General features: G+C 42.6%; 11 protein-coding genes. 4 read left to right on the forward strand and 7 right to left on the reverse strand.

What is annotated here, in order from left to right:
- Positions 1-2: 2 nt before the first annotated feature.
- The 4 genes from ACTQ9S_RS01595 to ACTQ9S_RS01610 all read right to left on the reverse strand — a co-directional run bounded on the left by ACTQ9S_RS01595 (position 3) and on the right by ACTQ9S_RS01610 (position 5,774).
- Entirely contained in the window at positions 3-653 is a 651-nt protein-coding gene (locus ACTQ9S_RS01595) for a protein-L-isoaspartate(D-aspartate) O-methyltransferase (protein WP_440453441.1), read from the reverse strand.
- Positions 654-855: 202 nt separating this feature from the next.
- Positions 856-1,806 carry an ATP-binding cassette domain-containing protein gene (locus tag ACTQ9S_RS01600; RefSeq protein ID WP_350656868.1) on the reverse strand — a complete coding sequence of 317 codons (951 nt, stop codon included), beginning with the start codon at positions 1,804-1,806 and terminating at the stop codon, positions 856-858.
- Positions 1,807-1,912: 106 nt separating this feature from the next.
- The gene (locus tag ACTQ9S_RS01605; RefSeq protein ID WP_440453442.1) at positions 1,913-3,856 is read right to left on the reverse strand and encodes a glycine betaine ABC transporter substrate-binding protein; all 1,944 of its coding nucleotides are present in this window, start codon (positions 3,854-3,856) and stop codon (positions 1,913-1,915) included.
- Between the two features lie 439 nt (positions 3,857-4,295).
- On the reverse strand, positions 4,296-5,774 hold the full coding sequence (locus ACTQ9S_RS01610; RefSeq protein WP_068328041.1) for a coniferyl aldehyde dehydrogenase: 1,479 nt from the start codon (positions 5,772-5,774) through the stop codon (positions 4,296-4,298).
- Between the two features lie 313 nt (positions 5,775-6,087).
- On the opposite strand from ACTQ9S_RS01610, the gene ACTQ9S_RS01615 reads away from it, so the two are divergent.
- The 3 genes from ACTQ9S_RS01615 (at position 6,088) to ACTQ9S_RS01625 (ending at position 8,586) form a co-directional block, all read left to right on the forward strand.
- A complete protein-coding gene (locus ACTQ9S_RS01615; RefSeq protein ID WP_440453685.1) occupies positions 6,088-6,990 on the forward strand; it encodes a lipoyl protein ligase domain-containing protein in 903 nt (300 codons plus the stop codon).
- 237 nt (positions 6,991-7,227) lie between these two features.
- The gene (locus tag ACTQ9S_RS01620; protein ID WP_068036108.1) at positions 7,228-7,758 is read left to right on the forward strand and encodes an inorganic diphosphatase; all 531 of its coding nucleotides are present in this window, start codon (positions 7,228-7,230) and stop codon (positions 7,756-7,758) included.
- A gap of 360 nt (positions 7,759-8,118) precedes the next feature.
- Positions 8,119-8,586, forward strand: a complete 468-nt coding sequence (locus ACTQ9S_RS01625) for a hypothetical protein (protein WP_068036110.1) — start codon at positions 8,119-8,121, stop codon at positions 8,584-8,586.
- A 30-nt stretch (positions 8,587-8,616) separates the two neighbouring features.
- Here ACTQ9S_RS01625 and ACTQ9S_RS01630 read toward each other — a convergent pair whose 3' ends face one another.
- Positions 8,617-9,369, reverse strand: a complete 753-nt coding sequence (locus ACTQ9S_RS01630) for an IS5 family transposase (RefSeq protein WP_440453444.1) — start codon at positions 9,367-9,369, stop codon at positions 8,617-8,619.
- A gap of 201 nt (positions 9,370-9,570) precedes the next feature.
- Here ACTQ9S_RS01630 and ACTQ9S_RS01635 point away from each other — a divergent pair, with 201 nt between their 5' ends.
- On the forward strand, positions 9,571-9,945 hold the full coding sequence (locus tag ACTQ9S_RS01635) for a DUF1622 domain-containing protein (RefSeq protein WP_440453687.1): 375 nt from the start codon (positions 9,571-9,573) through the stop codon (positions 9,943-9,945).
- 5 nt (positions 9,946-9,950) lie between these two features.
- On the opposite strand, the gene dusB is transcribed toward ACTQ9S_RS01635, so the two are convergent.
- Positions 9,951-10,988: a tRNA dihydrouridine synthase DusB gene (gene dusB / locus ACTQ9S_RS01640; RefSeq protein WP_440453446.1), complete on the reverse strand. Its 1,038-nt coding sequence runs from the start codon at positions 10,986-10,988 to the stop codon at positions 9,951-9,953.
- 136 nt (positions 10,989-11,124) lie between these two features.
- Entirely contained in the window at positions 11,125-13,170 is a 2,046-nt protein-coding gene (locus ACTQ9S_RS01645; protein ID WP_068036112.1) for a BCCT family transporter, read from the reverse strand.
- Positions 13,171-13,437 lie beyond the last annotated feature (267 nt).

Below are 13,437 nucleotides of genomic sequence, written 5' to 3' on the forward strand. Positions count from 1 at the left end.
CTTTACTCTCCCCAACCTGCTGCACCAATCAGAGGTACAAAACGAACGCCTCCCAAATCTTTTGTCTTATATTCATCTTTACTGATACGCCGAATACGTACAAGTTTTTGTGACTTCAAGGACTTACCAACGGGAATGACCATGCGTCCGCCAATGACTAATTGTTCTTTAAGTGTTTGCGGTACTTCAGGCCCTCCTGCTGCCACTATGATGGCATCAAAAGGTGCTTTTTCAGGCCATCCAAGGGTACCATCGCCATGCTTGACCTGAACATTGGTATAGCCCGTTTCTTTAAGTTTTACCTGAGCAGTATCTGCCAAAGCTTTGTGGCGCTCAATCGTATAGACAGTCTTACAGATCTCCCCAAGCACGGCTGCGGCATATCCCGACCCTGTACCGACTTCAAGTACGCGGTCATCTGACTTCAACTCAAGTGCCGCAGTCATCAATGCAACAATATAAGGCTGTGAAATGGTCTGATTTTCCTCAATAGGTAAAGGTGAATCTCTGTAAGCAGATTCGATGAGATCGGTAGGCGTAAATGCTTCACGTGGTACCGCATTTAGCGCATTAAGTACTGTTTGATCATGTAAGCCGCGAGCCACAAGTTGGTCATTTACCATTTGCTGTCTTAATTTTTTAAAATTACTCATTATGGTCTCCTTAATTTTCATTTTAGAAGATTCAGTATCACATACAGACACTCCTAAATAAAAAAGGTATAACAATGTGTAACTGAGAAAAATTCATTCGCTGGCTGTACGTCGTCCCAAAGCCTTTAAGTCGTACCAAAGATTACATAAAAGAGCTTCTTGTGATTCAAAATTTTTAACGGTTATAAATGTTTAACTCACTCTAGGCTTTAGCACTCATAAATTGCGCCACATAATCATCAGCCGGATTATGGCGTAACTCATTAGGTGTACCCGTTTGCACTAAACGCCCACCATTCAAGATGCTGATACGCTGACCGACTTTTACCGCTTCATCGATATCATGGGTGATAAAGACAATAGTCTTATTCAGCCGTTCTTGTAGCTCAAGCAATTGATCTTGCAGCTGGGCACGAATGAGCGGATCAAGCGCGGAGAACGCCTCATCCATCAGCAAGATTGGATTATCTGTTGCCAGTGCGCGTGCCAGCCCGACACGCTGCTGCATACCACCTGACAGCTCATCAGGATAGCTATGCTCTAAGTTTGGCAATCCAACTTCGTTAAGCCAATGTCTTGCAACTTCATGGCGTTCGCTAATACTCATCTTACGCACACGCAGACCATAAGCGACGTTTTGCATGACGGTCATATGTGGCACTAGGCCAAAATGCTGGAACACCATGCTGACCGTTTGCTGACGGTAATGTTGCAACTCTTTGTCATCAAGCTCTAACACATTAATCGCAGAAGGTGACTTTTCGTTTCCCACTGGATCTTTATTGATATCGGTAGTCGTTGCAGTTGACTGAATGTCAGTGGTAGGTTTTTTCATATTGGCAGGATTTTTTGTATTAGTAGGACTTTTTGCATTGATAGAGGTATCAACCCATATTTTACCGCTGGTTGGATCAATTAAGCGATTGATATGCCGTATCAACGTTGATTTCCCAGAGCCTGACAACCCCATAATACAATGCAGCTCGCCTGCCTTAATATTCAAATTAATATCATATAACCCAACCGAATAGCCAGTTTGCTCTTTAACCGCAATGCTATCCATACCCTCAGACAGTAGTGCCAGAGCAGCCTGTGCTTGTGTGCTGCTGGCATTATAAATCTTACTGATGTTCTCTAGCTGGATATGATTCATCATTGCTCTCGCTGTTTATATTTTTTTATTTTCGTTATTGTGGTTTTCGCTGTTTGTTACGCTCACTTTTAACTGGTCATGCTCACTCTTAACATTAAGCAAACGACTAACCAATCGGGCGTTTACCTGCGTCAATGGTTTTTTGACGCGCACGCTTGCCCTGACCAAATGCTTGAGTAATACGGTCAATAATAATGGCGACAATGACGATAGCGGTACCTGCTTGTAAGCCTTGGCCGATATTGAGCGTTTGGATAGATTGCAAGACATCTTCACCAAGACCAGGTGCGCCAATCATGGAGGCAAGTACTACCATGGCAAGCGACATCATTACTGCCTGATTAATCCCTGCCATGATACTGGGTAGCGCTTGCGGCAATTTAATCCAGATGAGCAGCTGTAAATGCGTACTACCAAACGAACGCCCTGCCTCGACCATCTCGTGATTGACTTGTGTAATACCCAAAGTCGTCAGACGAATGAGTGGCGGCAGTGCATAAATGACCGTAGCAAATAGCGCTGGCACTTTACCAATACCGAACAGCATAAGCACTGGAATGAGATAAACAAAACTGGGCATGGTCTGCATGACATCTAGTATAGGTGTGACGATTTTACGCAGCACCTTACTACCCGACATAGCAATGCCAATAGGTATACCAATCACCACCGTGACCAACACCGATACAATAAGCAGAGCAAAGGTATCAATCAACGCGCCCCACAGTCCAAACGCGCCAATGAGAAATAACCCTGCCCCGCATGCTAGCGCAAACCATATCTTGCGCACACCAAACCATGCCAATACCGTCACAAGCGCAATAATCAGCCAAGGTGGCATAATGGTTAATAGACGCTCAATGGGTAACAGTAAATAGGTTAATGCCATCGTGCTAATGGTACGAAACACATCACCGTAATTTTGGACAACGTTTGCTAATGTGTTATTAAGCGGAGTCTCAAGTGACCATGAAGGGAAGCTTGATGATAAGCCAAATCGATTATCACCGGCTGCACTTTTATTAACAATACCAGTATTAGCAACAGCAGTACCTGTTAGGCTAATACCTAACTTAGCAGCAAGACTTGTGGCCGCTTCCTCAGACAACCACTGTTGCCAAACGTTGGGGTTATCACGCAAAAACGCTAATGCTTGCTCATCCCCACTACGTTTGCTTTCGCTCATCTCCAAAATAGCACCATTGAGCTCATCAGAGGTGAACTGTATGTTTTTGAAGACATCGGCCAGCTCAGGATTAGACTCAATAAATGGTGTAGATACGGCGATACCTAAAGGTGATACAGGGAATCCAGAGACACAGTCGGCTGTGCCATCAGCTCGTAGCAAATCTTGCCAACAGACGTCATTATGGGCAGGGAATTCTAATGATGCAAAGTCATACTTTGCCATCAAGCCCGTAGGCTGCCAGTAGTAGAATAATAGCGGCTTATGCTGTTCAAAAGCGGAGGCAATCTCGGCATCGAGAGCAGCACCCGTTCCAGGATGGGCGTTGTTAAAAACACTATCCAAACCAGTATTCTTAAGCAAACGAGTGTTAAAAATCTCACACGTCCAACCAGACGGACAATTCATAAAGCGTGACTTACCGGGTTCTTCGGGGTCTTTAAATAGCTCAGCATACTTAGGCAAATCTTGATAACTGCGTAGACCTGGGTTTTCTTCTAGTACATATTTAGGAACATACCAACCTTGAGTTGCGCCGCCCTTGAGCGTATCGCCAATGACCGCCACTTTATTTTGTTCAATGGCTTGTTCCATGATTGGTGAGCGTCCAACCCATTGCTCCCCAATTACTTGGATGTCGTTTTGAGACAATGCAGTTTCAAGCGCAGGACCAGCACCCGGCATCTCTTCGATCGTACAATCATAGCCATCTTCAGCGATGTACTTGAGCACTCCAGAGATGAATTGACCGCTCTCCCATGTCAGTGCGCCAAATTTGATTGGTGATTCGCAAGCTGCTGACGCCGACACCGGCAATAACAACGCGCTCATACACAGTAAACTTAACGCAATCCATTGGCGCATGTTATGTCCTATTTGTCGTTACTTTAGCTGGTCATTATTATTGAAGTTTGTTTCTAATCAGAAATATAAATTTACCACAACTACCGTCTAGTAATATTACGAAGTGTAGCGATTTATAGTATTGATGACAAATGCTTATTTATCAATCACTAACGCTAATCCTTAGACCGTTGTGCATATGGAGTCTCAAATACTACTGAGATGAATAACATCGCAAAATCGATACAGCAATCCACGATAAAACAAATACAGTGCTGCTTAAATGAATTTTGCGCAGTCTCTGTCTGGCATAGCGCACAGCAAGCAAGGTAAATTTATACCAATAGCACGTTCTAATGGCTATAGCTTTTTCTTGAAGACTGACTGTATTTCAGATAAAAAATAGCGCCTATGCTAATAGGCGCTATTTTTTATTTGAACAGCAAAACTCAAATATTGGTTACTTTAACAGCAGAGCCATACCCTTTCTAAACAGCTCGCCATAAGGCGGTAACAGCAAGTTCATACCATTAAGTTTAGATTGTACAAAGACAGGCTTCATATGACTTAAGCGCTCAAACCCTGCTTTGCCATGATACGCACCGACACCTGAATGTCCTACTCCGCCAAACGGCAAATCATGCTGGGTCACATGCAAGATGACCTCATTAATACAGACTCCGCCCGACACCGTATGCGTACGCACCTTGTCGATATCGCGATCATTGTTACCAAACACATATAGCGCCAATGGACGTGGACGCGCATTGATAAAATGAATCGCATCATCAAGCGTCTCATAATGCATCAGTGGCAAAATCGGTGCGAAAATCTCATTTTGCATTACTTCACTATCCGCCTCAGGATCAGCAACGACAACTGGTGGCATTAAGCGCGTCTCAGAGCTTGCCTCAACATCAGTAAGCGGCTGCACACTATCAGCTGGCAACTTTTGCAGATAACCTGCTACACGCTTAAACTGCTCATCATTGATAATGTGGCTATAGTCTTGGTTATTGTCGATATTGGGATAGTGTTTTTGCATCCACTCTTTTGCTAGGCTAATAAAGCGTTCGTGATGTTGACGTTGAATCAATACATAATCAGGCGCGATACAAGTCTGACCCGCATTAAGGGTTTTACCCATCATTACCCGATTAACCGCATTTTCAAGATTCACATCATCAAGCACGATGACCGGTGATTTACCACCAAGCTCAAGAGTCACTGGCGTTAAATTCGGTGCCGCAGCCGCCATGACTTTTTTGCCCACTGCAGTAGAGCCAGTATAGAGTAGATGATCAAAAGGTAACTTACTAAAAGCCTCGGCAATATCGACTTCTCCCAGTACCACACAGACCATATCTGGTGAAAAATAATGCGCGACTGCTTTAGCAAAAGCTTCGGCAAATTTGGGCGCGGCCTCACTCATCTTAACCATTACCCGATTACCAGCGGTGAGCGCATCAATCATCGGTCCTATTGCCAAAAATAGCGGATAATTCCATGGCACCATAATGCCAACCACTCCTAATGGCTGCGGCTGAATCTCATTGTGCGCGGGCATATATAATGCTGAAATAGAAACGCGGCGGGTTTTCATCCATGCCTTGCCATGTTTTTTGGCATGACTGATACCAGTAAAGCTAGGGAATAGCTCTGCAAACTGAGTTTCTGACTCGCTACGATAGCCAAAATCTGCACTGATAGCCTTGGCCAAGTTTTTTTGATTATCGCTAAGTAGAGCTTCTAGATTGTCTAACTGAGCCTCACGAGTTGCCCAATCAGTAATAGGATGGGTGCGACTTAGGGTTTGCAGGTGTGAAAATTTCGCCTGTAATTGTTCTATAGTAGTAATAGTGCTCAGCGAGGTATCAGAGCTGCTTGTCATTTGAGTATTTATAGCTTGGTCGTTTATAGTTTGGTCATGATCTGTCATGTGTCGTCCTTGTCGTACACGCTAAAGTGAAAGCACCCTAGCCAGTTGCTATTTAATGTAGCGCATTGATCAATGAATGAAAAGGTCGATTCACATACTGGTAGGTTTGCATAAATTATTTTTTGAAGCAGCATCTGTATTATCTAAGAAGGAAGCATTCGCCTATTTAAGGTTGGGTGATAATAGCAAAAACTGCTAAACTCGTTATTATCATTAATTATTTAATATCCTTACCTATTTAGTATCATTATCTATCTTACCTAAAGCAAATTGCTCATACAACAATAAGATGCTGACCGTCATGCAAAAACCCATACCAGAAACGATGCAAATAACATCATCAGAAACGTCGCAACAAACCTCACAACAAATAAGCGATATGCTCGTCAGAAAATCGTTGTCATCTGCTGACTACAATCCTACTCATGACGCGATGCTAGAGCGCACACTGGAACGTATCGCCTTAAAGAAAGAACAAAGCTTGCGTACGCCTGACGAGTTATGGGTAATTGATCATAACGATGTCTATACCCTTGGGCAGGCAGGTAAAGAAGAACATATTTTGCAGTATACAGACACACCCATCATTAAGACCGATCGCGGTGGACAGGTGACGTGGCATGGACATGGACAACTGGTCGTCTACTGGCTATTTGACCTACATAGTCTCGGCTGGAGCGTCCGCAATCTCGTGTCACATGCCGAGCAAGCGATAGAAGATGTAGTCAACGACTGTTTAAAAAGTCTGGCATCATCTGACATTAATAATGACAATATTAATGGCAATATCAGCGCTCATTCGCGTCGCGATGCGCCAGGTGTCTATTTATATGCCAACATGTCTCATACGCAAAATGGCGATGCTGACGTTGATATTGATAGCGATGGCTACAACCAGTCTGTCTCGCCAGCAGAAGACGCCATTATGTTAGGTAAAATCGCTTCACTAGGTTTTAAGATTAAGCATGGCTTTAGCTATCATGGCATTGCGTTAAATCTAAATTGTGATTTATCAGCATTTAATGCGATTAACCCTTGCGGTTATGCTGGCATGCAGATGTTGCGATTGGCTGACTTTGTGGCGATGAGTGAGAAACAGAATAAGCAAACAAACGAAGCATTAAGTTATGAGCAAATTACCCAAAAGCTCATCGATAACATTGCCAAACGTCATGCAGGCCTGATTGAATTACGTCCAATCGCCTCCTGTAAATAGCAGCTGGACTTAACGTCTTGAGTTAATCGTCTCGTGTCAATTTGCGTTATTGAGTCTTATTTTGCATAATATCGTGCCTTCTTGGACTTAAGCTTAATGAGAAAATTTAAGCCAAACTTGTTATACTCGCAGGCGGCACAGATTAGGCATAGCGATAAACATACTACGCCAATATATGACCCTTTAATTATTTTCCGCTAACCAAGCATTTATAACAAAAGCAAATAGGAGCATTCTATGGCAGACTTCAATAAAATCTTAGACGCAGGCGACGTTGATGGCGGCATTATTAATGTCGTAATCGAAATCCCAACTGGTAGCAGTCACAAAATCGAATGGAATCGCGAGTTAGCCGTATTTGAGCTTGACCGTATTGACCCACAGATTTTTGCCAAACCTTGCAACTATGGTTTTATCCCACAAACGCTTGATGAAGATGGTGATGAGCTTGATGCGCTAATTCTTACTGAGCAGCCTTTAACGACTGGTATTTTCTTAAAAGCCAAAGTTATCGGTGTGATGAAGTTCGTTGATGATGGTGAAGTTGATGACAAAATCGTCGTTGTACCAGCTGATGATCGCAACAATGGTAATGCCTATAACAGCTTAGCAGACCTACCTGAGCAAATCATCAAACAGTTAGAGTTCCATTTTAGTCACTATAAAGACCTTAAAAAACCAGGTACTACTGTGGTTGAATCATGGGGTGATGTCGCAGAAGCGAAAGAAGTGATTAAAGAGTCTATCCAACGCTGGAAAGATATGTAAATTATCGCTTTAGGTGATAAGTAAGCATTATTTAAAATACCGCAGTCATCGTTATGACGGCGGTATTTTTTTGTGTAAATTTAGGTCGTATTGAAAAACTATCAAGTTATAAAGGTTTTACCTTATAGTCAGGTCAATATAAAAGAGATTCAGTGAGACTGGGACAAATTTTGCGCAGCCTTTGTCAGCGTAGACACAGCACGCAAGAAAAATTTTTCCCAGTCTCGCGTCATAAGCTAGTGTATCCATTTAATCTAGTATCAACTGTACCATCCAACAATAATTTTATAGAGATAACATTGCTATAATGGTCATCATTCTTTACCAGCGCTTTAACGTCATTAAATAGCAAGGACTACCATGTTTAACTCCGACCCAAACTTAAAACCTATCAGTGCAAAGCTGCCAAAAGCTATCATTATGATGGTCGAAAAAGGCAATTTAGTCATGGCGATTAAGTCTTTAGCGGAAGATGAGAATATCAGTATGGACGAAGCAAAGTTGCGTATCGATGCTTATGAGACCGAGCTTAAGAACAAACAACAGCAAAACCTTACCACTATTGCCAATAAACAAGGCATTCCAAACGAAGCCCTCAGCTTTGATAGAGAGCCAGAAGTAGAAACCATGCCTGAATCATTAATCAAGCATCGCGTCAAAACAACGAAATCTGAACAAGGATTTAAAAGCTTACAAAAAGGCGTTGATAGTAAATTAAATGATATAGGCTATAAAAAACCGCTCCTCCCTTATTGGGCTAAGCGGCTGATAGTCATTGCGGCCATTATGGCAGGATTGTTTTGGATACTATGGCGCGTATTTGGCTAACACTTCAAACTATTAGGGCGTGTTGAACATTCATAATTTAAGCCAGATAAAGGCACAAGCTAGCGCCACTGTATTCTCATAGCTTTGTTTAAGCTTGTCGTATCTAGTGGCTATTGCTCGGAATCGTTTTAAGTGAGCGAATGCATTTTCAACTAAGTGGCGAACTTTGTACAAGTCCCAGTCCATATGGTTATTATCCAATTTTGTATTCTGCTTTCTAGGAATATTATCGAAGCTTCCTGCTCGTTTAATATGTTCTCGCAGCGCATCAGAGTCATAGCCTTTATCAGCACATAGAATATCTGTATCACTCAGATCGATATTATCAACTAAATCTGGTGCTACCTTAACATCGTGAGTCGTACCATCTGATACGATAAAACTGATCGGGTTATCGTGAGCATCCACTGCTAAGTGAATCTTAGTAGCGCGACCTGCCACACTTTTACTAATAGCTTGCGCAGTCTCATTAGCACCACTACTGTGCTGATGCGCTTTTATATGAGTACCGTCTATAAACACCCATTCAAGGTCTGAGTCTTTGATTAATAAAGCAAACAGTTGAATCAACTTATTGCTGCGAAACCAACGCTGATATGCCTTATAGACGGTGTTGGGCTTGCCAAAGTAAGCTGGCAGATCACGCCAAGGACAACCAACACGCATCCGATAAAGGACGCCTTCAACGGTTAGTCTAAGATTTCCTTTGTCATAGATGTTAAGTTCTAGTAGTATAAATCTTAGTCTTGTCCAGTTCTCATTCGTGAGCATTGTCCGAGGCATAGCGAACGGTATCTTTTTTGTGTGAGAACTTAAAGATTACTGCTTCGCTATTTTTTTTGCCATCAATTTATTCCCAATGTTCAACAGACCCTAACAAATAACATAACAATTTAAGTTAAGCGAATATCTGGATTGTAGAGTATTGCCTATATTCAAACCAATTAACCCTACTTAATAACGAGGATGAATATTTTGATAGAAATGTTAGCCCATTACATTGATCTGATTGCCAAGATAGTCGAAGTCATTGGTGTACTTATTATGTTCTTTGGACTATTTTTTGCTTTTTATCGAGGCATTCGTTTAACTGGCGGTTTCAATCATGATACCTACGTCGAGATTAGGCAGACCGTTGGCAAGTCTATTTTGCTAGGTTTAGAGGTACTCATCGCTGCCGACATTATGGCAACTGTCGTTACAGAACCTACGTTACGCAGTGTTCTAGTATTAGGCTTTATCGTACTTATTCGAACTTTTTTGAGCTTGTCATTACAAGTCGAGCTAGAAGGACGTTTTCCTTGGCAAAAAGAAAACCCCTCGTCTGAACAAAAACCAAAAGTCAATCAAGTTGATTAGCTTTATTACTCATGAGCGTGCAAAAAAGCTTCCACTACGCGAAACTGTCCAGCGGTGCTCTCTTCACCATACATAGCTTGACGAAAAGCATTAGAGTTAGGAATTCCAGTGGTGTACCAAGCAATATGCTTGCGGGCGATACGGCAACCAGAGTATTCACCATAAAAACCATATAGCTCTTGCAGATGTGCCAGTACAATCTCTTTGATTTCGCCAACACTTGGCGCAGATAGACTCTCACCAGTACGCAAAAAATGCCCGATATCACGAAATAACCATGGTTGCCCTTGAGCAGCACGGCCAATCATCACCGCATCGCAGCCTGTTAACTCGTAAACACGCTGAGCCTTTTGCGCGCTATCAATATCACCATTGGCAATGACCGGAATGCTGATACTTTCTTTAACTTCACGTATCAGCTCATAACGCGCTTCGCCTGTATACATATCCTCACGAGTGCGCCCATGAATAGCAATGGCAGCAATACCCGCTTGCTCTGCTCGCTTCGCCACACGCAAAATATTCTCGCGTCCATTCTCAAAACCCAAGCGCGTTTTTAATGTCACAGGTGCATTTACGCTATTTACCGCAGCATCTAATAAACGCGCGACCAAATCTTCGTCTTGCAACAATGCAGAACCCGCTAGCTTGCGACAGACTTTTTTGGCGGGACAGCCCATATTGATATCGATAATCTGCGCACCATTATCAATCTGATAACGTGCCGCCTCAGCAAGCTTATCCGGCTCAGCCCCAGCTATTTGGGCAGAAATTGGCGCGATTTCGTTATCAAAATTGGCACGATAGAGAGATTTTTTGCGAGCATAAAGCGCCGTATCAGCGATTATCATCTCGCTGACTGCGTGACCGGCACCAAATGATTTGCATAATCTGCGAAAGGGATTGTCCGTCACACCTGCCATCGGCGCCACCATCAGGCGATTTTCAATCGTCAGACCACCGATAGTTAACGGTTGTAACAACGGATGATCATTGGCGATTTGTGCTGACGACTCAGAAGAAACTGGATTATTTATAGGCATAAAAAACGGCTTGATTCATGGTGAAAACAAGCCGTTATTCTAAGGGTTCTTGACTTTATTGCAAGCCATTCAGATGAATAACTTGCAACAATAAATACTCAGTTTTAATAATTAAACCAACTATTTATCAAACGCACTACTTATCAAACACACTACCCTGCTCTAAAGTGATATCTTCATCATGCTCTTGCATGCGCCACGGTAAACTATCTGGCGAGACATTTAAGAAGTGTAGGTATTTTTCAAACTGATCAATAATATCATTAATCACCGATTCTGATTGATAACCATATAAATCATAGGTTTGACCGCCACGGCGCAGATATACCTCAGCACGATGATGGTGCTCTTGCGGTAATTCATTGGCCATATCCTCAGTATAATAGTCAGGAATCTCATGCTCTGACAAACGAACTTCGTACCAGAATTCAACGTTATCACCACGTCTTAACTCCAATACAGCACGATCATTAACCTCATCATAGTTAACATCAGGTAACCAACCTGTTTCGGCAAACTTCTCTGCAACTTCACGCATTGACGATAGAACCGTGCCTTTTATATAACCAAGCACTTTATCACGCGTTGGCTGATTGGTTATATAATCAATACGGTCACGCCATGCGTCGAGTTTGAGTAGATGTGGCGGAAGATGATTGTCATTGGCTAGACTCTGATTGCGATGTCCTTCAATACGTAGCGCACGCCACATACCAAATGTCGAAATCAATATAATGACTGCAAAGGGTAAGGCGCTGACGATAGCGGCTGTTTGCAAAGCGCTTAGACCACCAGCGATGAGTAGAGCTGCGGCGACTGCCCCTTCAGTTATCACCCAAAACGAGCGCTGCCACCATGGCGTATCACTACGCCCACCCGCAGCGAGCGAGTCAATAACCAATGACCCTGAATCCGATGAGGTCACAAAGAAGGTAATAATTAATATTACTGTCAATGATGACACTATCTGGGTGAATGGCAAGTTCTCTAACAATTTAAATAACGCTATCGCTTGGTTATTCTGCACTTCACTAATCAAGGCGTCGTAACCATCAACCATAATCATATGTAACGCGGTATCGCCAAATACCGAGAACCAGAAGAAAGTAAATAGCGTTGGCACCAACATTACGCCTAATACAAACTCACGAATGGTGCGACCACGACTAATCTTAGCAATAAATAAACCGACAAAAGGCGCCCATGCAATCGTCCATGCAAAGATAAATAGTGTCCAGCTACCAATCCAATCACTCGATTGATAAGCTTGCAAGCTAAAGGTACGCTCAACGATATTACCCAAATAGCTGCCTGTATTTTCCATAAAAGCATTTAGAAGAAAAACAGTAGGGCCAACGATAAATACAAATAGCATCAGTGCCGTTGCTAGCAACATGTTTAAGATAGACAACCGCTTTACGCCTTTATCCATACCTGCTAACACAGATACCAAGGCAGCAGCTGTCACTAAGGCAATGATAATAACCTGCACAGTCGTATTAACTGGAACCATATTTGGTAGCAAATAATTTAGCCCAGCATTAATTTGCGCCACCGATAGACCTAGACTGGTGGCGATACCGAACATGGTACCCACAATTGCAAACACATCAACAGTATGCCCAATAGGGCCATAGATCTTGTCACCAATTAATGGATATAAGGTTGAGCGCACTGACAATGGCAAGCCATGACGAAAGGAAAAATACGCCAGTGATAAACCTACCACGCCATAAATAGCCCAAATATGAAAACCCCAGTGAAAATAAGCAATTTGCATGGCTTCTTTGGCCGCAGCTATGGTTTGAGGCTCTGACAATGGCGGCGTTGCAAAATGTAGCACAGGTTCGGCGACACCATAGAATAGCAAGGCAATACCGTAGCCTGCCGAAAACAACATGGCAAACCATTCAAGAAACTTATACTCAGCCTCTGCATGGTCAGGACCCAGCTTAATACTGCCATAAGATGAAAATGCTAAGGCAACAATAAACACTAAGAATATAGCGACTGCTAACATATAAAACCAACCGAAAGTATCGGTGGTAAAAGCCAGTACTGTACTAAATAACTCGCCAGCAGCTACTGGATTAATCGCTGTGCCAATCACCAGCAACAGCATGATGGCAGCTGCTGGTAAAAATACTGGCAGCAAAATGGTAGAGCGAGGTAATTTACTCATAAAAAATAATGTCCTCAAATTAATGCAGCGTTATTGAATAAAAAGGTCATTCGTAGAAGCAATGTAGAACCGATGCGCCCAACAAAATATAGTTTGTACCATACTCTTTGTCTGAACCCCAGATGTAGCACTGACTTGTAACACTACTTTAACGATTGTTACATGACTATTACCAAGCAATAAAAAAGGCAGCTTGCTAGCTGCCTAGTTATACTTATTGAGAAAATCTTAATATATAACGATCAAACTGGCTTTAACAGATTAAAA

It is taken from the genome of Psychrobacter sp. ASPA161_9 (assembly GCF_051970275.1).
In the GTDB taxonomy this organism is placed as follows: domain Bacteria; phylum Pseudomonadota; class Gammaproteobacteria; order Pseudomonadales; family Moraxellaceae; genus Psychrobacter.

Excerpts from the sequence above, each read along its gene's own strand:
- ACTQ9S_RS01595 (WP_440453441.1), bottom strand. The coding sequence starts at position 653 with ATGAGTAATTTTAAAAAATTAAGACAGCAAATGGTAAATGACCAACTT.
- ACTQ9S_RS01600 (WP_350656868.1), bottom strand. The coding sequence starts at position 1,806 with ATGAATCATATCCAGCTAGAGAACATCAGTAAGATTTATAATGCCAGC.
- ACTQ9S_RS01605 (WP_440453442.1), bottom strand. The coding sequence starts at position 3,856 with ATGCGCCAATGGATTGCGTTAAGTTTACTGTGTATGAGCGCGTTGTTA.
- ACTQ9S_RS01610 (WP_068328041.1), bottom strand. The coding sequence starts at position 5,774 with ATGACAGATCATGACCAAACTATAAACGACCAAGCTATAAATACTCAA.
- ACTQ9S_RS01620 (WP_068036108.1), top strand. The coding sequence starts at position 7,228 with ATGGCAGACTTCAATAAAATCTTAGACGCAGGCGACGTTGATGGCGGC.
- ACTQ9S_RS01625 (WP_068036110.1), top strand. The coding sequence starts at position 8,119 with ATGTTTAACTCCGACCCAAACTTAAAACCTATCAGTGCAAAGCTGCCA.
- ACTQ9S_RS01630 (WP_440453444.1), bottom strand. The coding sequence starts at position 9,369 with ATGCCTCGGACAATGCTCACGAATGAGAACTGGACAAGACTAAGATTT.
- ACTQ9S_RS01635 (WP_440453687.1), top strand. The coding sequence starts at position 9,571 with ATGTTAGCCCATTACATTGATCTGATTGCCAAGATAGTCGAAGTCATT.
- dusB (WP_440453446.1), bottom strand. The coding sequence starts at position 10,988 with ATGCCTATAAATAATCCAGTTTCTTCTGAGTCGTCAGCACAAATCGCC.
- ACTQ9S_RS01645 (WP_068036112.1), bottom strand. The coding sequence starts at position 13,170 with ATGAGTAAATTACCTCGCTCTACCATTTTGCTGCCAGTATTTTTACCA.